The organism is Pasteurella sp. XG20, from assembly GCF_018968665.1.
In the GTDB taxonomy this organism is placed as follows: domain Bacteria; phylum Pseudomonadota; class Gammaproteobacteria; order Enterobacterales; family Pasteurellaceae; genus Pasteurella; species Pasteurella multocida.
The window spans coordinates 1,457,418-1,483,881 of the sequence record NZ_CP076656.1; the positions used below are offsets into that span (position 1 = coordinate 1,457,418).

The window sequence follows — 26,464 nt, forward strand, 5'->3', positions numbered from 1 at the left end:
ATTATGTTAATACGAAATACACTATTACTCACAATAAGCCATATGTTATCTCGAGGAAGCTTAATTTTTTCTTCCATGATCATATCAAGCTTAATGGATAAAGAACAATTCTCAATCTACAGTTATTTCATATTAACAACGACGACAATATCTATTTATTCTGCCTTGGGAATAGGAATCACGACAAATAAATTTTTTTCCTCATTAAAAAAAGAACTTAATTTAGAAACACCCGTGATGACACTATGGATTATAAATATTAGCCTAGCAATCTTAGGAGGAGTAATATTCACTCTATTATCAGAGCAAATCATTCCTAAATCAATTAACTTTAATAAAAATTATTTTGCTATTGTTATTCTTTTTTTATGCTTGGATATTTATACAAGCAATGCGCTCATTGGATTAGGAGAATATATAAAATTATGTATTACATCACTCCTTTTCTTTTGCATAAACATCATTATGGTGGTGATAGCAATTTTAAATAACAATATCGATTACGCGATACTAGGATTAATCTCTGGCGTGATAGTCCAGCTGATCTTTAATACAGTATTCGTACTCCGATATCTTTCGAGCATACAGCTTTTAGAGAAAGTAAATATAAAAATAGCCCACTTAAAAGAAATTTTAAAAACAATGGGACCTATGATGTTTGTTTCTCTCTTTGCCGCATCGAATACTTGGATAGTAAGTCAATATATTTTAGTTTCAAACAGAGAAAGTGCCCTTGAGTTCAATCTCTTTTCAATAGGATTACAATGGTTTTCACTGGCGCTCTTTTTACCCTCTGTTTTTTCTAGAGTATTACTAAACTATTTTATCTCTCATACACATTCAAATAGTTTAGTCATAGCGAAAAGAAATATTGCGTTGATTCTTTCCCTATTTTTATTGCTCACATTTGTTTCATATATTGCGTCACCCATCATTCAAGGGATTTATAGTAGATACACGATTCCTGCAATATTAATACCTTTATTCTTATTCATTGCAGGAATAAATTCATCTACAAACATATTAGGTAATATTTTGATTTCTCAAAATCAAGAATGGGTATGGTTAATTTTCGTAACAATTGGTTTTCTATTGCTAAACATACTTTGTGCTTTAATAAAAGAAATCGACAGCATGACTGGTACAGTCATTATGTTAATTAATAACATTCTTATATTTTCACTTTCTCTTTTTTATTTATTCGTTTATAAAAAACCTCATAAAGAAGAAATAAAAATATGAAATATCTCGTTATACTTATATTAAGCTTATTTTCATTACTGTTTATATCAACAACAGGAAATTTGTTCTTTGTATTAAGTATAACTCTTACACTAATAACATTATTGGTAACAGAAAATAAAAATTTAGTCCATCAATTATTAGGTATAGGATATGTCACCTTTGTCGCTTATCCTTATATCATACTCTTCTACCTAGGCTGGCAAGAAGAAACGCTTTATCTCTTTTATATGGTTTATTTTTTCTTTTTCTTTCTTTACTTTACAAAAGAAACTGATTTTTCAAAAGAAAAAATAATCAGAGAAAATGTAAGGTTAAAAAAAATAAAATACTATTTTTTATGTTTATCATTAATAGGAATGTTATTTTTAACCAACGGTGATCCAACTTTTTTCGTCGCTGGTGCTGCAATAATATTATTATTCATGCTGAGATATATGAATAACTTTGGCTATAAAGACTTGTTTATATATAGCATACCATACCTAGGTTACATCATTATTTACTCAATATTTTTCTGGTCTGGGTTTGGTCGTCTTGTTCTCGTTGGTAATATTATTTTCCCATTATTATATTGGTTAAAATTCTCCAGATTTAAAATAGGCAATAGCATTATATTTATTTTTTCAATCATCATTGGCTCCTTAATGTCATTACTTAGATTTGAAAATGAGAGCCTAACACTTGATTTATTATTAAAAGATTCAGCTGTGGGGCCCTTTATATTGAGTTACGGTATGTTTTCTGCAAAAGATTATTATCAAATTGATTTATCTGGCTTATCAGAACAAATCCAACTGATGTTTTTCGCTTTTACACCAAGAGCACTATGGACAGATAAACCTATTGGATTCGGCAGACTCTATGTAGATAAAGAAATGGATACGACAATTTTTTCAGATAGTCATTCTATCGCTGCGCTTATTTTCGGTGATTACTATTTCTTTCTGAGTGAGTATTGGTTAATTGGTATCATTTTATTTTCTGTTTTCATCATTTTGTTTTATCGGTTTTTAAATCATAAACTCGTATCAATTAACCATGTTGCCCTCATTTATCTCCCTACATTAATTTGGGGAGGCATGGCTTCTTTCGGTGCAAGATTTAGTACTGGTGCAATGGCAATATTGATTTTACTCTTTATTGAAAAATGTTTATTTAAATACATCAAAGGTAAAAAATAATGGAAAAGAAAAATGTTTTGATTTTCACAGGATTATACTTGCCTGGTGTGAAAGGTGGTGGTCCAATTAGAACGATTTATAATTTAACCTCACGCCTTAAAAATGACATCAACTTTTATATTATTACGTTAGATAGAGATCTTGGCGATCCTTCACCATATAAAAATATTGCAACAAATACATGGACAGCCGATGAAAATGGCACAAGGATTTATTATATCAACCCAAATTTTAAGATAAGAGAATTAATAAAAGTCGTTAACCAAATTGACTATGACGTTCTATACCTTAATAGTTTCTTTAATTTTAGATTTACTATTATCCCGTTATTTTTAAATAAATTTCATTTTTTTAAAACAAGTAAACCCATTGTTTTAGCACCACGTGGGGAATTGTCATCAAGTGCATTATCTCTCAAAAAATACAAGAAAGAGATATTTACAAAACTCGCATCATGGATTGGGCTCTATGATCAAGACATTGTCTGGCAAGGGTCAAGTGCGCATGAAATTAATGATATATATACATTCTTAGTCAAAAATAATATCACTTATAAAAAAATAATTGAATGTAGAAATCTATCAACCCCCTCTTCATTAACAACATCCAAAGAGGGAATAAATAATCAATCAAGGTTGAGAATTTGTTTCTTATCAAGAATAGCAAAAATAAAAAATTTATATTTCGCATTAGAAATACTACAAAAAATAGATTTCCCTGTTTTCTTAGGTATCTATGGACCATTAGAAGACAAAAAATATTGGAACGCTTGTTTATCATTAATTAGCAAGCTCCCTTCTCATATTGAAGTGAAATATTATGGCATCGTTGAAAATACAAAAGTACAAGAAACAATTTCAAACTATGATTTATTTTTCGTGCCGACTCAAGGTGAAAATTACGGTCACGTATTTATAGAAGCCCTTTCTTCTGGCACCCCAATATTATTAAGCGACCAAACACCTTGGCGAAATTTAAAAGATAAAGGCATTGGTTGGGATATTCCTTTAGCAAGAAAAGATCGCTTTATTCATGCTTTACAGGCGTTTAATCATCTCAACGTGGAAAAAAGACAGATTATTAAACAAAAATGTATCAATTTTGCTGACAGCATTATTAATAGCAAAGAAGTCTTAGATGCCAATAAAAATATATTTTTGGATTTAGTCTAATCTTTACATTTGAGGAAAGTATTATGTTTAAAAATAAAACACTTTTAATTACAGGTGGAACGGGTTCTTTTGGTAATGCTGTACTCAAACGTTTCTTAGAAACAGATATTCGAGAAATTCGTGTTTTTTCGCGTGATGAGAAGAAACAAGATGACATGCGGAAAAAATATAATGATGCAAAATTAAAATTTTATATTGGCGATGTTCGTGACTACGATAGCATTTTAAATGCCTCACGAGGTGTTGACTATATTTATCATGCTGCCGCATTAAAGCAAGTGCCTTCATGTGAGTTTTATCCGTTAGAGGCAGTGAAAACCAATATTTTAGGTACGGCAAATGTCTTAGAAGCCGCCATCCAAAACCAGATAAAACGCGTCGTCTGTCTTAGCACAGATAAAGCGGTGTACCCAATTAATGCGATGGGCATTTCTAAAGCAATGATGGAAAAAGTCATCATCGCAAAATCGCGTAACCTAGAAGGCACACCAACGACAATCTGTTGTACTCGCTATGGCAATGTCATGGCTTCTCGTGGTTCGGTTATTCCATTATTTGTCGATCAAATACGTCAAGGCAAGCCTTTTACTATTACTGATCCTGAGATGACACGCTTTATGATGACATTGGAAGATGCTGTGGATTTAGTCCTATATGCATTTAAAAATGGTCAAAATGGTGATGTTTTTGTACAAAAAGCCCCCGCAGCAACCATTGGTACCCTTGCCAAAGCAATTACTGAATTATTATCTGTCCCAAATCACCCTATTTCCATTATAGGTACGCGTCATGGAGAGAAAGCATTCGAAGCTTTATTAAGCCGTGAAGAAATGGTTCATGCAATTAATGAAGGTAATTATTATCGCATCCCAGCCGATCAACGCAGTTTAAATTACAGTAAATATGTCGAAAAAGGGGAACCAAAAATTACCGAAGTCACCGACTACAACTCCCATAATACCGAGCGTTTGACTGTCAAGGAAATGAAGCAGTTACTGCTTAAACTTGAATTCATACAGAAAATGATTGAGGGTGAATACATCTCACCGGAGGTATAAAAATGAAAGTCTTAGTAACAGGTTCAAATGGTTTTATTGCGAAAAATCTGATTCAGTCTTTATTTGAGGAACAAGATATTGAGATTTTATGTTATCACCGTCAATCCTCTGAGAAAACGCTTATTCATCATGTATTGAGTGCTGATTGGATTATTCATCTTGCGGGTGCGAATCGTCCACCTGAAGAACAAGAATTTATGACATCAAATACACAATTGACGGAAAAAATTTGCCGTATTTTACAGCGTCATCAGAAAAAAACGCCTTTGTTATATTCCTCTAGCATTCAAGTAGAAAGTCCCAAAATAAGTACTTATTCGCAAACCAAATTAGAAAGTGAATATCATATTCATCAATTACATAAAGAAAATGGTAATCCGATTTATATCTGCCGTTTAGCTAATGTCTTTGGCAAATGGTCACGCCCTCACTATAACTCGGTAGTCGCCACATTTTGCCATAACTTAATTCATGATTTACCCATCGAAATTCATGATCATGCTGCAGAAATAAGGCTCATTTATATTGATGATGTCGTTGACACCTTTTGCCGTCTTATTGCAGGCAAATACCAACCTCAAACTACGCCTTTTTATATCAACCCAGAATATAAAATCACGGTAAGTGAGTTATATCAACTGCTCATGTCATTCAAAAATACACGCAATACCCTGATAACCAGTGAGGTTGGCACGGGGTTAAAGCGCGCATTATATGCCACTTATCTCAGTTTCTTACCCCCTGAAAAATTTACTTATGTGATTCCGCAATATCGAGATGAAAGAGGTGTTTTTGTCGAAATGCTTAAAACACCGAGCGCGGGACAATTCTCTTATTTTTCAGCACAACCTGGAATCACCCGCGGCGGACACTACCATCATAGTAAAACAGAAAAATTCTTAGTGATTCGAGGTAAAGCGCTGTTCAAATTCAAACATGTCATAACAGGGGAAACTTACCAGTTAGAAACACATGGGAAACACCCGACGATTGTCGAAACGGTTCCAGGTTGGGCACATGATATTACAAACATTGGTCATGATGAGATGTTTGTCATGTTATGGGCAAATGAAATATTTGACCGTGAAAAACCCGATACGTATGCCATGCCAATTACATCTTAATAGGAATAACTAATGAAAAAGCTAAAAGTCATGACGGTTGTTGGTACTCGACCAGAAATTATTCGCTTATCTCGAGTCATTGTGGCTTGTGATAAACACTTTCAGCACATTCTTGTCCATACTGGACAAAACTATGACTACGAATTGAACGAGGTCTTTTTCCATGATTTAGGTATTCGCAAACCTGACTACTTCCTTAATGCTGCGGGAAAAACCAGTTCAGCCACCATCGGAAATGTCATTATTGCCGTTGATCAATTACTGGAGGAAACCCAGCCAGAAGCATTATTGGTTCTTGGTGATACCAATAGCTGCCTTGCCGTATTACCCGCCAAGCGTCGAAAAATCCCAACGTTCCATATGGAAGCAGGAAATCGTTGTTTTGATATGCGTGTGCCAGAAGAAATCAATCGTCGTATTGTAGATCATACAGCCGACATTAACCTGACTTACAGCACTATCGCAAGAGATTACCTCCTCGCTGAAGGACTAAGTCCAGATCTTATCATCAAGACAGGGAGTCCGATGTTTGAAGTACTGCATTTCTATCATGAGCGGATTAAGCACTCAAAAATATTAGATAAATTAGGATTAACCCCTTTCCAATATTTTGTAGTCAGTGCGCACCGCGAAGAAAATATTAATTCAGAACCGCACTTTTTGGATTTAATCCATACATTAAATGCGGTTGCGAAAAAATATCAATATCCTGTGATCGTTTCGACACATCCAAGAACCCGAAAACGGATCGAGGAGTTAAACATCACTTTTCATCCATTAATTCAGCTATTAAAACCGTTAGGCTTCCTTGACTACAACAAATTACAGCTCATGGCAAAAGCCACTCTATCTGATAGTGGAACGATCAATGAAGAGTCCTCTATTTTAAATTTTCCTGCATTAAATCTACGACAAGCTCATGAAAGACCTGAAGGAATGGAGGAGGCGGCTGTCATGTTAGTTGGACTACAAGCTGAACGTGTTTTACAAGGTTTAGCTATTCTTGATGAGCAACGTCGTGGACAAGAGCGAAATTTACGCTTAGTCGCAGATTACAGTATGCCGAATGTAAGTGCCAAAGTGATACGTATCCTTTTAAGTTATACCGATTATGTTAACCGCGTTATTTGGAAAAAATACTGATGAAGATTTTACTATTAACTCAATGGTTTGAGCCCGAGCCAGCTATTAAAGGGTTGGCATTTGCAAAAGAATTAAAAGCGCAGGGACATGACGTACAAGTCTTAACTGGCTTTCCGAATTATCCCGGCGGAAAAATATATGAAGGTTATAAACTTCGATTTTTCCAAAAAGAATGCATTGAAGGCATTCCTGTATTAAGGGTGGCGCTCTACCCAAGCCATGATAGCTCAGCCATAAAACGCATTCTCAATTATGTCAGCTTTGCCTTTATGGCAATGTTATTCGGTATCTTTGCGACCAAAAAATGTGATGTTATTTATGCCTATCACCCTCCTTTAACAACAGGCATCGCCGCCATCATGATTAAACTTTTTAGACGGACACCCGTTATCTATGATATTCAAGATTTATGGCCAGATACTTTAAAAGCCACTGGTATGCTAACGCATGATCGATTACTAAAAATCGTCGATTACGTCTGCCAATGTGTTTATAAATGTGTTGATCATATTGTGGTTTTAAGCCCTGGCTTTAAAGAAAAACTCATCCAAAAATCCGTTCCCGCAAATAAAATCAGCGTGATCTATAACTGGTGTAACGAAACTGCGCTAATCAACACTGAAACATCACAGACTGTTCATTTATGTCACCAAAAATTCAATGTTCTTTTTGCTGGCAATATGGGAAAAGCGCAAGCCCTCGATACGATACTGGATGTCGCAGCTAATATGCTTCCTTATCCTGATATTCATTTTACCTTTATCGGTTCTGGTACAGAAACAACACGCTTAAACACGAGAAAAGATGATGAAAATTTAACGAATGTGACTTTTATACCACGTGTACCGATGTCTCAAATCGGTCATGTATTACAACAAGCAGATTTATTACTAGTTCATCTGAAACAAGACGCGTTATTTGAAATCACGGTTCCCTCAAAAATACAGGCGTATATGGCAATAGGAAAACCCATTTTAGTTGCAGTACCAGGAGATGCGAGCAATTTAGTGAGGCTCGCACAATGTGGAGAAACCGCGCTATCAGAAAATATCGAGAGCATACAACGTGCCATTTTGAAAATGTATCACTTGCCGGCGCAAACACGCCATCTTTTAGGCAAAAATGGGAATACTTTCTATTTTAATGAATTATCTTTGCAAAAGGGTACTGAGAAATTTATTGAATTGTTTAAAAAAATAAAACCTGAAAAATCAGTTTGATATTCAGCTCACAGCTTCGTAAACAGCTTAGGAGAGTGGAACAATGCTAAAACGTTTTCTCGATATTGTGATTTCAGCCACTGCGCTAATTTTACTTTCTCCCCTATTTTTAATTATTGCTTATCAAGTAAGAAAAAATCTAGGGACGCCTATTTTATTTCATCAGATGCGCCCTGGGCGATATGGTAAAGCATTTAACATGATCAAATTCCGCACAATGAAGGACAGCAGAAATGAAAAAGGCGAACTTTTACCTGATAGTGAACGATTAACACCCTTTGGTCATTTCCTACGTTCAAGTAGCCTAGATGAGTTACCGGAATTATGGAATGTCTTAAAAGGCGATATGAGTTTAGTTGGACCTCGTCCTCTCTTAATGGAATATCTCCCCTTATACAATGCTGAACAAGCTAAACGGCATAACGTGCGCCCCGGCATTACCGGTTATGCCCAAGTTAACGGGCGTAATGCAATCAGTTGGGAACAAAAATTCAAATTAGATGTTTGGTACGTAGAAAATCAATCGTTGTGGCTAGATATCAAGATTCTCTTGAAAACCCTCAACGTCGTCATTTTTCGCAAAAATGTTAACGATCAATCGGGGCATTCGATGCCGAGATTTTTAGGTGATACGGAGAAAAAATAAGATGAATACTTCTGTAACATGTACGCTTGTTGAGATCGATCATGAATGGGATAACAAGATTCAATCCTTTGACTTCGATATTTATCACATGTCTGGTTGGATCAAATCGTCTGCACTCATTGATCAAGGTGAGCCCAAAGGATTGATTATTACCCTGAATGAAAAAACCTTGTTGTTTCCTCTCATTATTCGTCGATTAGATGACAAATATTGGGATATTACTTCCACTTATGGTTATAGCGGTGTATTAGCCAGCACAAACTTAACAGAAACAGAAATCGATAAGATGTTAACCACTGCGATAGATTATCTGAAAGACAGACATTGTGTTTCATGGTTTCTACGTCTTCATCCTATTTTAAATGCTAATTGGTTTTCGCATGTTGGTCATTTAGTAGCACATGGTCCAACCCTTTCCTCCGATTTAACAAAAACAGCAGAAGAACATTGGGCAGAAACACAATTAAGACATCAAAGAGGCATCAAAAAAGCGCAGAAAGTCGGCGTAACAACAAAAATCGAACAATTAAATAATCAGAATCTTGAAATCTTTATCCATATCTATGAAGAGACAATGCGTATGTTAGGCGCAACGGCATTCTATTTCTTTCATAAGCAGTATTACGACAGTTTATTACAGTTATTACATAACAACATTATCTTAATTACAGCATTCAATAAGAAGCAAAAACCGATAGCCTCTTCAATGTACACCTATTGTCAGAAAAGTGGAATTATGCAGCACCATTTAGGCGGGACATTAGATGATTATCGAGAGTTACAACCCTCAAAATTGATTACTCATGAAGCACGTCAATGGGGAAGAGAAAATCACTATAAGGTATTACATTTTGGTGGTGGTTTGGGGGCCCAAAAAGACTCTTTATATGAATATAAGAAAGGTTTTAGCTCAAATAGCCATATATTCAAGACTCACCGCATTGTGATTAATCAAAATGTATATCATCAACTATGTCACGCCAAAGGGTGTACAGAAGAACAGATTCACAATCTAACAGAGTATTTTCCACTCTACCGCAAATAAGGGGAAAGCAATATGTTAACAGGTGAAAAAGTAGTATTAAGAGCAATTGAGCTCAAAGATAGCGAATTATTACAACACTTAATGAATGATCCTCTTATTACGGGTAAGACGATTGGTTGGACTTTTCCAGTGTCATTACATGCCCAAGAGAATTTCATCAAATCTTTATCTAATTCAAACAAAGATTATCGCTTTCTTGTTGTTGATAAACAAACACGAACAGCAATTGGTCTGACTGGATTGTGGAATATTCATTGGCAAAATCGATCCGCAGAATCTGCCATTAAGCTTTCTCCTCACGAAAGCCAAAAAGGTTATGGCACTGAAACTATTATGCTCATGATGGCTTGGGCATTTTACACCGTTGGTTTAAGACGCCTTTATGCAGAAATTCTCACTGAGAATGCGCCCAGTCTTGCAGTTTATCTTAAAAAGTGTCACTGGCGAATTGAAGGCACACAACGAGAAGCCATCTTTAAAGCGGGAGAATGGCGCGATGTACATAATATCGCCATTTTAAAAGAAGAGTTTGATCAATTACCCGAGGCACAAAAATATATTCATTTTGTTTGCCCTAATAATAAGACTCCAACTCGTTAACCTTTTACTTTGGAGAAATTTATTATGCTCAATACACCTTTTGCACCTTGGCCATCCTTTTCAGCACAAGAAATTGATGCCGTCGTCAAAGTACTTCAGTCTAATCAAGTCAATTACTGGACAGGACAAGTATGCCGAGAATTTGAAAAAGAATTTGCACACTACACTCAAACAAAACATGCCATTGCGTTGATGAATGGTACAGTTGCACTGGATCTTGCCTTAAAAGCCCTCGACATTAAAGCTGGCGATGATGTGATTGTGACTTCTCGCACTTTTCTTGCTTCAGCAAGCTGTATTATCACTGCCGGCGCAAATCCTGTGTTTGCCGATGTCGAGCTTGATTCACAAAATATCTCTCGTCGAACTATTGAAGCCGTTTTAACGCCGAATACAAAAGCTATCATCTGTGTACATTTAGCAGGGTTAATGTGTGATATGGATCCGATTATGGCGCTGGCTCAAGAAAGAGGATTGTATGTCATTGAAGACTGTGCTCAAGCTCATGGCGCAATGTATAAAGGACGTTCCGCAGGTTCCATAGGTCACATTGGTGCTTGGTCATTCTGCCAAGACAAAATCATGACAACTGGCGGAGAAGGCGGAATGGTGACTACGAATGATACGGTCCTTTGGAATAAGATGTGGTCCTATAAAGATCATGGTAAAAGTTTTGACGCAGTTTATCATAAAACACATCCTGCAGGCTTTAAATGGCTTCACGAATCTTTTGGCACCAACTGGCGCATGATGGAAATTCAAGCGGCGATTGGACGTATTCAACTTACAAAAATGCCAGAATGGACGAAAAAACGGAATCAAAATATGCAACGTATTTTGACCGCATTTGCTGATTCACCTTATTTTACGCAACATACACCAACACCAGATTATGTTCATGCCGCCTATAAATGTTACGTACAAGTCAACCCGAAAACGCTACCTCAAGGCTGGGATCGTGATCGTATCATGCAACATATCAATGCATTAGGCGTGCCTTGTTATAGCGGTTCTTGCTCAGAAGTTTATTTAGAAAAAGCATTTGACCACACCACATGGCGACCAAATAAACGTTTAGAAAACGCGAAACAATTAGGGGAAACCAGTTTAATGTTTTTAGTCCATCCCACATTAACTGAATCAGACATCAGTCGATGTGTGGAAGTGATAAAAACAGTAATTGAACAAATTTAAATGGCGTTTAGAACTTATGAATATGCATTATTTAATCACTTCCTTAACACTGCTTTCTAAAACGAATAAAAAGATTTTTTTATTGGTGTTAGATTTCATTGCATGCCCAATTCTGCTTTGGCAATGTTATATGCTGAGATATTGGAGTATAGAAATTTCAGTAAATTTACCATTTTTATTGGGTATTTCGTTACTCACTGTAGGAAGCCTCCTTTTGTTTGGTGTGTATGACTTCATTATCCGTAGTTTTAGCGAAACGTTAATTTTACGCTTAGGTTTAGCCACCATTATCACCGTGCTTAATCTTTATCTTGTGACGTTCATCGCGGAAGAAATGTTACCGAGATCGATTCCGTTAATGTATGGTTTTTTAATGTTCACTTGGATTTGGCTCAGCCGTGGCATTATACGCTTTATCGTAAAAGCACACTTAACTACAAAAGCCCCCAAAATACGTATTGTTGTTTACGGTGCAGGCGCATCAGGACAACAAATTATCAGCGCACTACAACGTTCTTGTGAGTACTTACCTTTATTTTTTATTGATGATAATAAGCAACTTTGGGGAAGAACTTTAGGTGGTTTCAAAGTCTATTCTTTCGAAACTGCCATGACCTTGTTAAAAGACTATCGTGTTGATGAAATCTTAATTGCGCTTCCTTCTGTCAGTCGGGAACGTCGAAGAGAACTCATTAAAAAGCTGAATAAAACACCTTGTAAAATAAAAGAATTACCGAGCTTACAACAACTCGTGGATGGCGAAGTAGGGCTTTCTGACATTCAAGAAATTGCTATCGAAGATCTCTTAGGGCGCGATCCAGTCCCCCCAATCACCGCTTTATTAAATAAAAATATCCAACATAAGTCCGTTATGGTAACTGGCGCTGGCGGTTCAATTGGTTCCGAATTATGTCGGCAAATTCTGTTAAATCATCCGACGAAATTAGTGCTGTTTGATGTTTCAGAATATGCCCTCTACTCTATCCATCTTGAGTTATTACATATTCAGCAAGAGAAAGGAACACACGTGGAAATTATCCCACTGTTAGGCTCTGTACAAAATCTCAAGCTGCTTATCAAAGTCATGCAAACTTTTGAAGTTAATACGGTATACCATGCTGCTGCGTATAAACATGTTCCATTAGTTGAATACAATGTCATACAAGCGGTATACAACAACATTTTTGGCACATATAACGCAGCTAAAGCGGCGATGCGATGCCAAGTCGATGCCTTTGTATTAATTTCTACCGATAAAGCCGTAAGACCCACAAATGTGATGGGCACAACAAAACGTGTTGCAGAATTGTGTTTACAAGCCTGTGCCGATACTTATGGTAAAACCCTAGACGGCGTCGTCCATAAAACCCTTTTCTGTATGGTCCGTTTTGGCAATGTATTAGGTTCCTCAGGCTCTGTTATTCCTTTATTTAAACAACAAATTAAAGAAGGGGGACCGATTACTGTAACAGACGAACGTATCATCCGTTATTTCATGACAATCCCTGAAGCTGCACAGCTTGTTATTCAGGCAGGAGCTATGGCAAAAGGAGGAGATGTGTTTATCCTCGATATGGGCGAACCCGTTAAGATTCTTGAATTAGCGAAGAAATTAATTTTACTTTCCGGTCTCAGTATCAAAAATGAAAACAATCCAAATGGTGATATTGAAATTAAATTCACGGGTTTACGTCCCGGAGAAAAACTTTATGAAGAACTCCTCATTGGCGGAGAAAATGTCAGAAAAACGTTGCATCCACGAATCCTAACCGCGCAAGAAACATGTCTTCCTTTTTCGGAGTTGTCCTTACTCTTAGACGAATTGGAGCGTGCATGTAAAAAATCAGATTATCAAAAAATTCATGACATTTTGCGCAATGCACCGACAGGATATCAACCTGTCACAGAATTAGCAGACTTAATTTACACTCAACAAAATAATCACATACATCTATGGGGGTAAAGCAACGGTGAACATCAATAAATAAACTGTATCCAGATGAACAAAAAACCGAGGTAGCTGTAAGCCTTTCACTTATTCACTAATTAAAATGAGTAAAAGACATGTATAAATTATCTAGACTTCTCATCCTAATCGGCATTGGCATGTCTGTCTCTGCCTGCTCCGTCATGCTACCCTCCACCAAATCACCCGTAAGTGGTGTTAAGGTCTATGCGCAAGGCGGACCTCTTGATGCGCAAAAAGCAGTCGATGCCTACTTAATTACCCCTTCGTTGGTTAAGCAACTCGCGCCTTCTATACCTTTTGCTCGTGCCAACCCGCCACTCGATCAAAAAATTAAAGCCTACCAATACCGTGTAGGTCCTGGTGATGTATTAAATATTACCGTTTGGGATCATCCTGAATTAACAACACCAGCAGGGGCTTATCGTTCGGCGGCGGAATCCGGTAGTCAAGTTCATGCTAATGGCACGATCTTCTACCCTTATGTAGGTTCTATTCATGTCTCTGGACTGACCGTAAGCCAAATTAGAAACAAACTGACCAAAAGGCTCGCCAACTATATTAGTGAGCCACAAATTGAGGTCAGTGTCGCCACTTACCAATCGAAAAAAGCCTATATTACAGGGGAAGTAAATCGTCCGGGGCAACAATATTTGACTAATGTTCCGTTAACTTTATTAGATGCAATTAACCATGCTGGTGGCTTATCTGAACATGCTGATTGGCACAATGTCACACTCAATAGCAAAGGAAAAGATGAAAAAATCTCAGTCGAAGCACTTATCCAACGAGGAGATTTAAGCCAGAACCGCTTATTAGTTGATGGTGATATTGTTCATGTTCCTCGTAATGATGCGAATAAAGTCTTTGTGATTGGTGAAGTTGCTCAACCGCAAATGCTCAAAATTATGCATTACGGTATGACATTAACTGAAGCAATCACAGCAAGTGGTGGTATTGATAAATTAGCTGCAGATGCAACGGGGATTTTCGTTATTCGTGGACAACGTTCGCCATCTACAACAAGACAAGCGACATCGTCTGAGGAAAATATAGAAAAAATTGCAGATATTTACCAATTAGATGTCACCGATGCTACCTCTTATCTTCTTGGTACCGAGTTTTATTTAAAACCTTATGATGTGGTTTATGTCACAACAGCTCCAGTTGCCCGCTGGAATCGTGTGATTAGTCAGATCGTGCCTACTTTGTCAGGGTTCGACTCAATCACTGAAAGTATGTTAAGAATCCGAAATTGGTAATATGTTTGAGCAAATTCTGGTCGTATGTATGGGAAATATCTGTCGTTCCCCTGTAGGGGAAAAATTACTACAACACCATTTCCCAGAAAAAAACATTACCTCTGCAGGTCTTGTCACTGAACGTAGTTGCTTAGTTGACAAGCCTGCCGACGATATGATGATAAAAATTGCTAGCCAGCACGGATTAAATCTTTCGGCTCATCGTGCTAAGCAGTTGACACATGCATTATGTCATAAAGCCGATTTGATTCTTGTTATGGAAAAAGCGCATATTGAATTAGTTCATCAAATATGCCCTTTATCTCAAGGTAAAGTCATGTTGTTTGGACATGGATTAACTGCGTCAAAAGAGATTCCCGATCCCTATAAAAAGAGTCAAGAAATGTTTGAGTATGCTTATCAAATGCTAGATAGCGCAGCATATCAATGGAAAAAAATGTTATAGGATATGAAATAATGAACGAGAAAAACCATGAAGAAACACTTGATGTAATGAAATTCCTCGGCATTTTATTAGATCATAAAGGGTGGATTGCCCTGTTTACCCTACTTACAACACTCATTGGAGCAGGCTATGCCTTTCTTGCCCCTCCTGTTTATCTTGCGAATGCTTCCATACAGATTGAAGATAAATCAGCGGGCGGTGCATTAAAAGATTTCGCGGGGATCTTTGAGGAAAAATCCTCCTCGCATACCGAAATCGCGATTTTAAAATCGAGAATGGTGCTCTCGTATGCGGTTGAAAAACTCGATTTAACGACACAGGTTGAGCCAATTTATCCGGTTCCTATCTTGGGTAAACTGTTCGCAAGTGCCACAGGCTATTCACCGCAAATCACCATTTCCCATTTCACACCACTCAATGAAGCAGCCAATACACTCATCTTAGAAATTGGTGAACAACGAGATAGCTATACCCTTTTTCTGGAAAAAAACTACAGAGCCACTGCTAACAGGCAAAGTGGGGGAAAAATATGATACGGATCTTATTCAATTTTCTTTATCTCAGATAAATGCCAAACCTAAACAACGTTTTCTAATCAACAAGCTACCAGAATTAACCGTTATTTCAGCCTTACAGGAACAACTGTCGGTTCATGAAATTGGTAAACAAACGGGCATCATTAATATTGCGATTCAGGGAAAAGATAAAAAACACATACAAGATATCGTTTCGAGTATTGCTGAAAGTTACTTATTACAAAATGTCGCGAGAAATTCGGCAGAAGCCTCTAAAAGTCTAGAGTTTCTTAATCAACAATTGCCAGATGTACGTCAGAAACTGTCTGACTCAGAAAATAGATTGAATGAATTCCGCTTAAAAAATGAATCTGTTGATCTCAGCCTTGAAGCAAAAGCCACATTAGACACCATTATCCAAATAGAAGCGGATCTCAGCGAATTGTCTATTCAAGAAAGTGAAATCTCACGTAAATTTACGCTAAAGCATCCTTCTTATGTTGCTTTAATTGATAAAAGAAATGTCTTGAATGCGGAGAAAGAACGATTAAATAAGCAATTAGAAAAATTGCCAAATATACAGAAAGAAATGATTCGTTTTACACGTGATTTAGAAGTCAACCAACACATCTACATCCAACTCTTAAATAAAATGCAAGAGTTAGATGTTGTAAAAGCAAGCACTATTGGTAACGTTCGTATTTTAGATCATGCACAAGTATTTCCAAATCCTGTTGCACCTAAAAAAGCGCTCGTTATCATACTTGCCTTTTTATTAGGCGGACTTTTATCGTCCTTTTTAGTGCTGTTTAGGAATTATTTCCAACGTGGTATTGAATCAACGGCGGATGTTGACAAAACGGGACTACCGACTTACGCCGCCATTCCACATTCAGAACAACAGCCGGCGATTTCCCGCAAACATGTACATAAAGGAAAATATCGTCTCCTGTCAGAAAGTCACCCTGAAGACAATGCGATTGAGGCCATTCGTAGTTTAAGGACAAGTCTCCATTTTGCCATGTTAGAAGCACCAAATAATCTTGTGATGATTTCTGGCACATTACCTTCTGTAGGAAAAAGTTTTATTTCGAGTAATTTAGCTAATGTGTTAGCAAAAACTGGAAAACGAGTTTTACTGATTGATGCTGATTTACGTCGCAGTTACTTGCGCCCGTTCCTCGGTATTGCAAATAAACAGGGATTAAGTGAGGCTATTGCACAAAATATTCCATTTGAAGACATCGTTCATCAATATGCTGAATTTGCCATTATTACGAAAGGAAATACACCACCTAATCCATCAGAACTTTTTTATACTGCGCGTTTTCAGCAACTTCTTGAATGGGCATCGAGTCATTATGATCTTGTTGTAATTGATACACCGCCAATTCTGCCGGTAACAGATGCTGCTATTATTGGACGTTATGTTGGTACAACCCTACTGGTTGGCTTATTTGGGAAAACAACGGTTAAAGAAATTGAAATCGCTAAAACACGTTTTGCACAAGCAGGTGTCCCCGTTAAAGGGTTTATTTTAAATGGTACAAAACGCAAAGCGCTGAGCTACTATGATTATTACAATTACCGCAGCTAGCATTTGAGGAAAAAAAAGGAAAGTGCGTCATGTCACTCACTTTCCTAATCAATTTAGCCTAACTTAAAAAAACAAACATGTGTTGCCACATGGCTGTTTTTGCTTAATAGCCATCTTCATGCATATTCGGGAAGAACGTCTTATCTTGAATGCGTTTTACGCGTGTTTCAATCCGACCATCACTGTGTAATTCAAGCTCTCGCCAACCAGGCTGAACTGAATCAAGTGTAAACGTATTATGATCTGGTTTAAATTGGATACAGGTTGCAGGTGTTGCCATCACTCTATAACCTCGCCAGTTAGCATCCATTTCTTGGTGAATATGACCATGTAAAATCCCTTTCACTTTATCAAAAGGGGCTAATGCATACGCTAATTCATGAGCATTACGTAAATTATGCTGATCTAACCAAGTTGAATGGGTAGGCAAAATGTGGTGATGTAAGACAATTAACGTATAACGTTCTGGATGATCTTTTAATTTTGCGACCAACCAGTCTATTTGATATTGGCTTAATTCACCATGTGGAACGCCAAACACTTGACTATCTAACATTAAAATCTGCCAAGATTTGCCTAAAAGAATGTGCTTTTTCGGATTTAAATTACCTTGATCCTGATTCAAGATTTCAAACATTTTTGGTTGAAAATCATGATTTCCGGGAATCCAAAAGACGGTTTTTTCTAAGCTTTTCACTTGTTCACAAAAATGTAAGTAGCCTTCACGACTACTATCTTGAACCAGATCCCCTGTAGCTAACACCAGATCATAGTCAAAACGACTGGCTTTAATTTCGTGTAAAACTTGAGAAAAGCTTTGAAATGTATTGATGCCTAATAATTCCCCATGCTCATCTTTAAACAAATGAGGATCGGTAATTTGAATGATTTTGAACACCTCCGCTGATGTATCATATCTATAAGTGCTGAACAAAGCGAACTCCTACGACTAAAATAAAACTCTTTGTAAATTACCGACTTATCAAAGAAATTGCACCTACCAAAATAAAAAAATGTTAGCTATGTCATATTTATTGATAAAAAATTTTCTGAAAATTAAACCTAAATCACACTTTTATCGTGTGGATTTAGAAAATTGAATTATGAGAGGGTCTTATAATTCAACTGTAACCACTGTAATCCCAACACCGCAATGCTATTATCAATTTTTCCCTCATTAACCCATTGATAAGCTTGCTCACGGCTCACTACATGGACACGGATATCTTCATTCTCTTCGCTCAAACCGTGTAGCCCTTTCGCTGTTGTGCTATCCACTTTGCCCACAAACAAATGGATACGCTCAAACACACCACCTGGGCTGTCCCACACGCTTAAACAATGTTGCAAATCTTGCACTTGCACGCCGGCTTCTTCTTCGCTTTCACGTAGCGCAACCTCTTCTGGTTTTTCCCCTTCTTCTACCATGCCGGCGATCAACTCTAACAACCAAGGTGACTGTGCTGAATCAGGTTGATAAGCACCAATACGCACTTGCTCAACCAATACAACGGCATCTTTAATCGGATCGTAAGCAATCACCGCAGATGCTGCCCCTTTGACTAACAATTCACGAGTGACTACCCCACTGTATCCGCCAGCAAACAGCTTGTGTTTAAATTGAATCTTTTTTAATTGAAAAAAACCTTGGTATAAGGTTTCTTCTTTAAGAATGTCAATATCTTGCTGACGAAACTGTTGAATTTCCATGTTATCTCCTTAAATAAAAAAACGACAAAAAATCTGCGCGAGATTCGCAAGCAAACAGGCTTTGCCCGCAATTTCTTCCTGCTGCCATGCCTCACATAATATATCTGCATTCAACTGTTGTTGGGCTTGTTGTGCAATCGGTAAATAACTGATATGCCAAGGTTCATAACCAATTTCTTTATCTTGTGGTAACTGCGTGAAAGGCAAGGCAAAATCAAAATGAGCGAGATTTTGTTGCAACCAGTCACTTAATTCAAAGAAATAACCGCCTTGTTCATATTCCCAAGGTTCAAGTTGTAAAGTTTGATGAGGAGGCAATAAGTGCGGATCAAAAACATCAATTTCCGTGCCCCAATGATGACGACTACCACCCGGCAAAGCAGACCAACGTAAAATAGCTTGTACTTTTTCCCAGTCGGAAAGTGTGCTCAAATCGAGCGGATTTCCCTGATCATCATGCACTTTACGCTCACCATAAAATTTCGCATTCCAAATGGCTTGTTGACGTTGAAAGTCACGAAAGCTACTGGCTGGCTGTAAATTAAAGCCATGTTTAGCTGCACTTTGCTGTAAACATTGAAAAGCCACTAAGCAATCTTGGTGTAAGAAATGATGGACAGAAAATGGGCAAGGGAGTGCAACTAAATGTGTGCGTGCCTTGCCGGTTAATTGTTCGGGTGTAAAGAGAAAGCTCATACGCGTTCCAACATATTACACAAAACGTGCTGATATACCTCACCACATTTTGCCAGATCATCTACATTGACACATTCATCGACTTTATGAATAGTTTTATTCAACGGTCCAAATTCCACTACTTCTGCCCCCATTAACGCAATAAAACGGGCATCTGACGTGCCACCACCGGTATCTAAGTGCGGTCGGTTTTGCGTGATTTTTTCCACGACATCTAGCAAGGTATCCACCAATTTGCCTTTCGCTGTTAAAAACGGTTTGCCCGATAGATGCCACTCAATACGATAATTTAACTGATGTTTTGCCAACATCTCTGCAACTTTCTTTTTAATGATGTCATCGGTCACTTCTGTGCAATAGCGTAAATTAAATTGCACATAAAGCTCACCCGGGATCACATTATTGCTACCTGTTCCCGCCTGAATATTAGCAATTTGCAATGAAGTCGGTGGAAAAAAGTCATTACCGTTATCCCATTGATAAGTGGTCAATTCCGTTAAAAAGCCAAGTGCCTTATGCACTGGATTTTGTGCTAAATGCGGATAAGCCACATGCCCTTGTATCCCTTGAATATAAAGGTTTGCTGTAATCGAACCGCGGCGACCATTTTTGACAATATCACCAAACTGCTGAGCACTTGAAGGCTCGCCGACAATACAATAATCAATCGGCTCACCTCTTGCCATTAATGTCTCGACTACACGTACTGTACCATCTTTAGCGGCAGCTTCTTCATCTGAAGTAATTAATAAAGCAACAGTACCTGAATGCTCTGGATTGGCTTTCACATAGTGTTCTGCTGCCACCACCATCGCCGCAAGCGATCCTTTCATGTCTGCCGCACCACGCCCATACAGCACATTATCCACTAGCTGTGCGGAAAAAGGCGGATACTGCCATTGGGTTGTATCCCCCACAGGCACCACATCGGTATGTCCTGCAAAGGCAATGACTGGCGAACCCGAACCATGTTTCGCCCATAAATTTAACGTATCATTAAAAGGGAGCCATTCGATTTGGAAACCTAAACGTTCTAAACGCTCAGCGATGATCTGTTGACAACCTTGATCGTCAGGGCTAATGGATGGTCGGCGAATCAATTCACGGGCTAATTCAATAATGGAATTTTTCATTTTTATACCGCACTTTTGCTCAAGAAGGTAAAACGGGGTTTCTGTCAAAAAAGATCAGGGCAACCATGCCACGATCGTCTTATTTAAAACAGGCTGCATACTCTTTTGCATTAAAGCCAATCAATGCCTTGCCGTCTTGTAAAATAATTGGACGTTTAATTAAGGTAGGCTGCTCAAAAAGCACCTCAAGTGCGGTCTGTTTTGATAAATTTTCTTTCACCTCATCACTCAGATTCCGCCATGTAGTGCTACGTTTATTGACTAACACTTCCCAACCAAACTGGGCTTCAGCTTGTGCCAACCAGCTTTTGTCTAAGCCATCTACACGATAATCATGCAATTGGTGTGTAATATTATTGGCACTTAACCAACTTAATGCTTTTTTCACAGTATCGCAATTTTTAATGCCATAAACAGTAATCATCATTTCTCCTTAAAATAAAAATCCCTTAGATATTTGACCCAAGGGATTTTAGCATATTTCAAAATACGACGTTAATGACTTGTGAGTTTACCTAACAAGGTGTTCATGCGTTTAATAAAGGCAACTGGATTTTCAAGGCTACCACGCTCAGCCAACATCGCTTGTTCAAGTAGCAATTCAATCCAATCGGCAAATTGCTGCTCATCGGCAATTTCTGCTACTTTTTGTACTAAACCATGTTCTGGATTTAATTCGAAGGTGTATTTAACCTCTGGCATCGCTTGACCCGCCGCAGCGAACAATTTCGCCATTTGGGTGGTCATCTGATCATCACCCGTCGAAACAACCGCTGGCGTATCCGTTAAACGGTGGGTTAAGCGCACTTCTTTCACGCGCTCGCCAAGCAAGGTTTTCACACGTTCCACAAAAGAAGCATATTGCTCATCTTGTGCTTTTTGACTGTCTTCCTCTTTATCCGCTAAATCACCTAGATCTAAATCCGCTTTACTGATGGTTTGCAGTGGCTTACCGTCAAATTCCGTTAAGTAACTTAACATCCATTCATCAATACGATCGGACAGCAATAATACTTCAATGCCTTTCTTATTGAATAATTCTAAGTGCGGTGAGTTTTTCGCGGCGACATAAGTATCTGCCGTAATGTAATAAATCGCCTTTTGTCCTTCTTTCATACGTGCCACATAGTCTTCTAACGATACGCTTTGTTGGCTGCTGTCATTGTGTGTTGAAGCAAAACGTAATAATTTTGCAATCGTTTCTTTATTTGCAAAATCTTCTGCTGGACCTTCTTTTAACACTAAACCAAACTCTTGCCAAAAGCGTTGGTATTTCTCTGCATCGTCTTTGGCTAATTTTTCGAGCATTTGTAATGCACGTTTCGTTAGGGCTTTACGTAAAGCACTCGTGACTTTGTTATCTTGTAAAATTTCGCGTGATACATTCAGTGGTAAATCATTGGAATCTAATAAACCACGCATAAAACGCAGATAATTTGGCATAAAGACTTGCGCATCATCCATAATAAAGACACGTTGCACATACAGCTTTAAGCCGTGTTTATGTTCGCGATTAAATAAATCCCAAGGGGCTTTTGCTGGCACATAAAGTAAACTAGTATATTCTTGATTTCCTTCTACTTTATTGTGTGCCCAAAGTAACGGATCGGTAAAATCATGACTTAAATGCTTATAGAACTCTTGATATTCTTCTTCCGAAATCTCATTTTTTGCACGTGTCCACAAGGCTTGCGCTTTATTGATTTTTTCCCATTTAATGCCGGTTTCTTTGCCTTCATCGTCATATTCTTTGGTTAAGATTTCTACTGGCAAACCAATATGATCCGAATATTTGCCGATAATTTCACGTAAGCGCCAATCATTTAAAAAGGCTTTTTCATCTTCACGTAAGTGAAGGGTAATTTCGGTACCACGTTCTTTTTTGTCAATATCCGCCACAGAATACTCACCTTCGCCTGCCGATTCCCAAAGCACCGCTTTATCTGCACTTACGCCTGCTGCACGCGTTTTCACAGTGACTTTATCTGCCACAATAAAGGCGGAATAAAAACCGACCCCAAACTGACCAATTAATTGGCTATCTTTGGCTTGATCTTGTCCTAATGCACTTAAAAATTCTTTGGTACCCGATTTGGCAATGGTACCTAAATGATCGATTACTTCATCACGCGTCATCCCAATACCATTATCACTAATGGTTAAGGTGCCTTTCTCTTCATCAAAACGAATACGCACTTTTAAATCCCCATCACCTTCATAAAGCTCTGGCGCAGACAAGGCTTTAAAACGCAATTTATCTGCCGCATCAGAGGCATTGGAAATTAATTCACGTAAGAAAATTTCTTTATTGGAATAGAGAGAATGGATCATTAGTTGAAGAAGTTGTTTGACTTCTGATTGAAAACCACGCGTTTCTTGATTCGTCGACATAATATTTCCTTCTGTTACGCTTTATTACACTTAATAAGTGCTTCCTGATATAAGTGCAAAAAACGAAATTTCAAGGGAAAATACTACTATTAAGCGCAAAAAAAGTGCGGTAGAAAGTTTCACCTTTTCCACCGCACCATTTAAACAACGTTTAATTAGGCAATCTGCTTAGAAATCGTAACGTAAACCCACTTTCGCGCCGTATTGGTTGATTTTAACGCCATCAATTTTACCTAAACGATTATATTCGATACCCGCGTTCAGAGACACATTCTTCACTAACGCATATTGTGCCCCCGCTAAAAAGCCATAGCCCAATTTATGTACTTTTGTACTGCGATATTCTGAATAGCCTGGCGCTTTAAAATCTAAAGTGGATTTGAAATGATTTTGAGAGAGTCTCATCCCGACATAAGGCTTAATTTCTGTACCAAAATTGAAATCATATAATGCAGACAGCCCCCATGAGGTCACTTTGAGCGAATATTTTTCTGGTCCATAAACAGTTTGAGCCCCCCCACCATTTGAAATCGTGGCACTCTCTTGCTCTGTATGGGTTAATTTTCCATAATGGCTATAATCTAATGCTAAACGGAAATCATCAAATTTATAACCCACTGCTAAACTTGATGAAAATTTACTCTTACTCACATCTTCAAATTTTAACTTGGAATACCCCAAATCACCCTGTACATAAAAATTAGCGCTTGCTGTTGCTGCACATAATGTGCCTAACGCTAATATAAATACTGATTTTTTCATTGTCATGTCCTCTTTAGTGTTAATGGAGTTATAAAATCTTGGCAACGATACTATCAAGCCATATTAAGTCTTCTTAATCAACCGAGATTTACAATTTTTACATAAGTATACAATGTTATTTTTTTGTATATTATAGTGTCTTCTTTGTGTCAAATGATGTTCTTTGCATTGGCAATAGTAAGCAAAAGTCGGTCCTCTTACTCGCGTTACATCAAATTGATGACACACTTCCGGTGTTAAATGAAAAACATCTTGCATTACGCTCTGCCATTCTTCACCGTGTGGTTTAACGCGACCAAATACTTGATAAACAATTAAATGAGCGAGTTCATGGGGCACCACTTGCTGAATAAATGCTGCTGAATTTTCAAGTAACAGAATCGGATTCAGCCGAATTTCATTTTGTTGCAAATATGCCACACCAGCTTTCATGCCTCGTACATTATAATGCACTGTTGGCATAGAGAACGTACGATTGAAATAGCCACTCGCAAGTTGCAAACACTGAGTGAGTTTACGTTGAACTTGCCTATTTAAATGACGGAGCTGAGTTTGTGGTTGCATAATTGGCATAAAAAAGAAGGCGAACGTTGTTGTCCGCCTTTACGTTTCTTGTCCGAGTAACGGTTATTTAAGTCCTGCTGCAGCGCGTAATTCTTCTGCACGATCAACTTTTTCCCATGGGAATTGTTCACGCCCAAAGTGACCATAAGCCGCCGTTTCACGGTAAATAGGCTGAATTAAATCAAGCATTTTAATTAAACCGTACGGACGTAAATCAAAGAATTCACGCACCAATGCTACTAATAATTCGTTAGCAACTTTACCGGTACCAAAAGTTTCCACCATGATAGACGTCGGATCAGCAACCCCAATCGCATACGAAAGTTGAATTTCGCAACGATCTGCAAGCCCCGCAGCGACAATATTTTTCGCCACATAACGCGCCGCATAAGCAGCTGAGCGGTCTACTTTGGAAGGATCTTTACCCGAGAATGCACCGCCACCATGACGCGCGGCACCGCCGTAAGTATCCACAATAATTTTACGCCCTGTTAACCCGCAGTCCCCCATCGGACCACCAATCACAAAGCGTCCTGTTGGGTTGATGAAATATTTGGTTTCTTTTGATAACCACTCTGCAGGTAAAACAGGCTTAATAATTTCTTCCATCACTGCTTCATGCAAATCATGTTGTGAAATGCTGTCACAGTGTTGCGTAGAAAGGACGACCGCATCGACCCCAACAATTTTGTGATCTTCATATTTTAGCGTGACTTGGCTTTTTGCATCAGGACGTAACCATGGCAAGGTACCTTCTTTACGCACCTTGGCTTGACGCTCCATTAAACGGTGCGCATAGGTAATGGCTGCAGGCATCAGCACTTCAGTTTCATTAGTGGCATAACCAAACATAATCCCTTGGTCACCAGCACCTTGATCTAATGGATTTTCACGATCCACACCTTGATTAATATCGGAAGATTGTTTACCAATTGCATTTAACACGGCACAAGAATGACCATCAAAGCCCATATCAGAATGTTTATAGCCAATATCACAAATCACCTGGCGGGTTAAGTTTTCAATATCTACCCAAGCCGATGTTGTGATCTCGCCACCCACTAATGCCATCCCTGTTTTTACATAGGTTTCACAAGCAACGCGGGCTTTGGGATCTTGTTTTAAAATTTCGTCTAATACCGCATCGGAAATTTGATCGGCAATTTTATCTGGATGTCCTTCTGATACGGATTCGGAAGTGAATAAATAACGAGACATAATATCCTTCTTGTGTTCTTTTAGATGTTTCTGCGTCTGGACGGCTATAATACGCTTTTATTGAGAAAATTCAATCTTTATCGCAAAAAAATTTCCCTTCGTGATAAAACACACGAAGGGAAATCGTTTTCAGACAAGCAAGAAAAGACAATTAAAAAATTTCACTCTCCACGAAAAAATAAGCAATTTCGCGTTTTGCACTGTCCAGACTGTCCGACCCATGCACTGAATTATGTCGCCCATCAATCGCAAAATCGCGACGAATTGTCCCCTCTGCGGCTACGGCAGGGTTCGTTGCCCCAATTAAGGTGCGATAATCTTTCACCGCATTTTCTTTTTCTAGCACTAATGCTAAAACCGGTGCAGAGATCATATACGCGACGAGCTCAGGAAAAAACGCTTTATCTTGATGCTCCGCGTAAAACCCTTCTGCTTGCGCTTGTGTCAGATGTAACATTTTCGCTGCCACCACGCGAAACCCCGCTTGTTCAAAACGGCTTAGAATAGCGCCAATTAAATGTCGTTTTACCGCGTCAGGTTTAATCAATGAGAGTGTTCTTTCTACTGCCATATCTGG

General features: G+C 38.1%; 24 protein-coding genes and 1 pseudogene. 15 read left to right on the forward strand and 10 right to left on the reverse strand.

Translation table 11 applies throughout. From position 1 onward, the window contains the following. Nucleotides 1–3: 3 nt before the first annotated feature. The 15 genes and pseudogenes from KPF51_RS06675 to KPF51_RS06745 all read left to right on the forward strand — a co-directional run bounded on the left by KPF51_RS06675 (nucleotide 4) and on the right by KPF51_RS06745 (nucleotide 17,413). Complete coding sequence (locus KPF51_RS06675) at nucleotides 4–1,242, forward strand: hypothetical protein (RefSeq protein WP_061405905.1); 1,239 nt, start codon at nucleotides 4–6, stop codon at nucleotides 1,240–1,242. Continuing rightward, complete coding sequence (locus tag KPF51_RS06680) at nucleotides 1,239–2,426, forward strand: hypothetical protein (protein WP_211599568.1); 1,188 nt, start codon at nucleotides 1,239–1,241, stop codon at nucleotides 2,424–2,426. Before KPF51_RS06675 ends, KPF51_RS06680 begins: the two co-directional genes overlap by 4 nt. Next, nucleotides 2,426–3,598 carry a glycosyltransferase family 4 protein gene (locus KPF51_RS06685; protein WP_061405903.1) on the forward strand — a complete coding sequence of 391 codons (1,173 nt, stop codon included), beginning with the start codon at nucleotides 2,426–2,428 and terminating at the stop codon, nucleotides 3,596–3,598. The genes KPF51_RS06680 and KPF51_RS06685 overlap by 1 nt, the downstream gene beginning before the upstream one ends. Nucleotides 3,599–3,621: 23 nt before the next feature. Then, the gene (locus KPF51_RS06690) at nucleotides 3,622–4,656 is read left to right on the forward strand and encodes a nucleoside-diphosphate sugar epimerase/dehydratase (protein ID WP_005723086.1); all 1,035 of its coding nucleotides are present in this window, start codon (nucleotides 3,622–3,624) and stop codon (nucleotides 4,654–4,656) included. Nucleotides 4,657–4,658: 2 nt separating this feature from the next. Continuing rightward, nucleotides 4,659–5,780: an NAD-dependent epimerase/dehydratase family protein gene (locus tag KPF51_RS06695; protein WP_005723088.1), complete on the forward strand. Its 1,122-nt coding sequence runs from the start codon at nucleotides 4,659–4,661 to the stop codon at nucleotides 5,778–5,780. Between the two features lie 12 nt (nucleotides 5,781–5,792). Continuing rightward, complete coding sequence (gene wecB, locus KPF51_RS06700) at nucleotides 5,793–6,923, forward strand: non-hydrolyzing UDP-N-acetylglucosamine 2-epimerase (RefSeq protein ID WP_005723090.1); 1,131 nt, start codon at nucleotides 5,793–5,795, stop codon at nucleotides 6,921–6,923. Further along, nucleotides 6,923–8,143 carry a glycosyltransferase family 4 protein gene (locus KPF51_RS06705; RefSeq protein ID WP_005723092.1) on the forward strand — a complete coding sequence of 407 codons (1,221 nt, stop codon included), beginning with the start codon at nucleotides 6,923–6,925 and terminating at the stop codon, nucleotides 8,141–8,143. Before wecB ends, KPF51_RS06705 begins: the two co-directional genes overlap by 1 nt. A 43-nt stretch (nucleotides 8,144–8,186) precedes the next feature. Then, nucleotides 8,187–8,789, forward strand: a complete 603-nt coding sequence (locus tag KPF51_RS06710) for a sugar transferase (protein ID WP_005757100.1) — start codon at nucleotides 8,187–8,189, stop codon at nucleotides 8,787–8,789. Between the two features lies 1 nt (nucleotide 8,790). Continuing rightward, on the forward strand, nucleotides 8,791–9,834 hold the full coding sequence (locus KPF51_RS06715) for a GNAT family N-acetyltransferase (protein WP_042742647.1): 1,044 nt from the start codon (nucleotides 8,791–8,793) through the stop codon (nucleotides 9,832–9,834). Nucleotides 9,835–9,846: 12 nt separating this feature from the next. Then, nucleotides 9,847–10,434: a GNAT family N-acetyltransferase gene (locus KPF51_RS06720; protein ID WP_005723112.1), complete on the forward strand. Its 588-nt coding sequence runs from the start codon at nucleotides 9,847–9,849 to the stop codon at nucleotides 10,432–10,434. 24 nt (nucleotides 10,435–10,458) lie between these two features. Further along, nucleotides 10,459–11,628 (forward strand): DegT/DnrJ/EryC1/StrS aminotransferase family protein, encoded by a 1,170-nt coding sequence (locus tag KPF51_RS06725; protein WP_061405901.1) that lies wholly within the window; start codon nucleotides 10,459–10,461, stop codon nucleotides 11,626–11,628. 22 nt (nucleotides 11,629–11,650) lie between these two features. Next, a complete protein-coding gene (locus KPF51_RS06730) occupies nucleotides 11,651–13,591 on the forward strand; it encodes a nucleoside-diphosphate sugar epimerase/dehydratase (RefSeq protein WP_025248425.1) in 1,941 nt (646 codons plus the stop codon). A gap of 101 nt (nucleotides 13,592–13,692) precedes the next feature. Next, nucleotides 13,693–14,856 carry a polysaccharide export protein gene (locus tag KPF51_RS06735; protein ID WP_005723127.1) on the forward strand — a complete coding sequence of 388 codons (1,164 nt, stop codon included), beginning with the start codon at nucleotides 13,693–13,695 and terminating at the stop codon, nucleotides 14,854–14,856. 1 nt (nucleotide 14,857) lies between these two features. Then, the gene (locus tag KPF51_RS06740) at nucleotides 14,858–15,301 is read left to right on the forward strand and encodes a low molecular weight protein-tyrosine-phosphatase (RefSeq protein WP_014325758.1); all 444 of its coding nucleotides are present in this window, start codon (nucleotides 14,858–14,860) and stop codon (nucleotides 15,299–15,301) included. Nucleotides 15,302–15,312: 11 nt separating this feature from the next. After that, nucleotides 15,313–17,413, forward strand: a pseudogene (locus KPF51_RS06745) (polysaccharide biosynthesis tyrosine autokinase). 103 nt (nucleotides 17,414–17,516) lie between these two features. Here KPF51_RS06745 and cpdA read toward each other — a convergent pair. From cpdA to ndk, 10 genes are all read right to left on the reverse strand, one after another. Beyond that, a complete protein-coding gene (gene cpdA, locus KPF51_RS06750; protein WP_061405900.1) occupies nucleotides 17,517–18,347 on the reverse strand; it encodes a 3',5'-cyclic-AMP phosphodiesterase in 831 nt (276 codons plus the stop codon). Nucleotides 18,348–18,514: 167 nt separating this feature from the next. Beyond that, complete coding sequence (gene nudF, locus KPF51_RS06755; protein ID WP_061405899.1) at nucleotides 18,515–19,123, reverse strand: ADP-ribose diphosphatase; 609 nt, start codon at nucleotides 19,121–19,123, stop codon at nucleotides 18,515–18,517. Between the two features lie 9 nt (nucleotides 19,124–19,132). Then, nucleotides 19,133–19,819 (reverse strand): M15 family metallopeptidase, encoded by a 687-nt coding sequence (locus KPF51_RS06760; protein ID WP_061405898.1) that lies wholly within the window; start codon nucleotides 19,817–19,819, stop codon nucleotides 19,133–19,135. Continuing rightward, on the reverse strand, nucleotides 19,816–20,952 hold the full coding sequence (dapE, locus tag KPF51_RS06765) for a succinyl-diaminopimelate desuccinylase (protein ID WP_005754516.1): 1,137 nt from the start codon (nucleotides 20,950–20,952) through the stop codon (nucleotides 19,816–19,818). The genes KPF51_RS06760 and dapE overlap by 4 nt, the downstream gene beginning before the upstream one ends. A gap of 79 nt (nucleotides 20,953–21,031) precedes the next feature. Further along, the gene (locus KPF51_RS06770) at nucleotides 21,032–21,376 is read right to left on the reverse strand and encodes an ArsC family reductase (RefSeq protein ID WP_005717328.1); all 345 of its coding nucleotides are present in this window, start codon (nucleotides 21,374–21,376) and stop codon (nucleotides 21,032–21,034) included. A 71-nt stretch (nucleotides 21,377–21,447) separates the two neighbouring features. After that, on the reverse strand, nucleotides 21,448–23,343 hold the full coding sequence (htpG, locus tag KPF51_RS06775; RefSeq protein ID WP_014325753.1) for a molecular chaperone HtpG: 1,896 nt from the start codon (nucleotides 23,341–23,343) through the stop codon (nucleotides 21,448–21,450). Nucleotides 23,344–23,511: 168 nt separating this feature from the next. Further along, nucleotides 23,512–24,105 carry an opacity family porin gene (locus tag KPF51_RS06780; RefSeq protein ID WP_061405897.1) on the reverse strand — a complete coding sequence of 198 codons (594 nt, stop codon included), beginning with the start codon at nucleotides 24,103–24,105 and terminating at the stop codon, nucleotides 23,512–23,514. 63 nt (nucleotides 24,106–24,168) lie between these two features. Beyond that, nucleotides 24,169–24,678: a SprT family zinc-dependent metalloprotease gene (locus KPF51_RS06785; protein ID WP_014667844.1), complete on the reverse strand. Its 510-nt coding sequence runs from the start codon at nucleotides 24,676–24,678 to the stop codon at nucleotides 24,169–24,171. A gap of 54 nt (nucleotides 24,679–24,732) precedes the next feature. Further along, nucleotides 24,733–25,887 carry a methionine adenosyltransferase gene (gene metK, locus KPF51_RS06790; protein ID WP_005751763.1) on the reverse strand — a complete coding sequence of 385 codons (1,155 nt, stop codon included), beginning with the start codon at nucleotides 25,885–25,887 and terminating at the stop codon, nucleotides 24,733–24,735. A 151-nt stretch (nucleotides 25,888–26,038) separates the two neighbouring features. Continuing rightward, the gene (gene ndk / locus KPF51_RS06795) at nucleotides 26,039–26,458 is read right to left on the reverse strand and encodes a nucleoside-diphosphate kinase (RefSeq protein ID WP_005717335.1); all 420 of its coding nucleotides are present in this window, start codon (nucleotides 26,456–26,458) and stop codon (nucleotides 26,039–26,041) included. Nucleotides 26,459–26,464 lie beyond the last annotated feature (6 nt).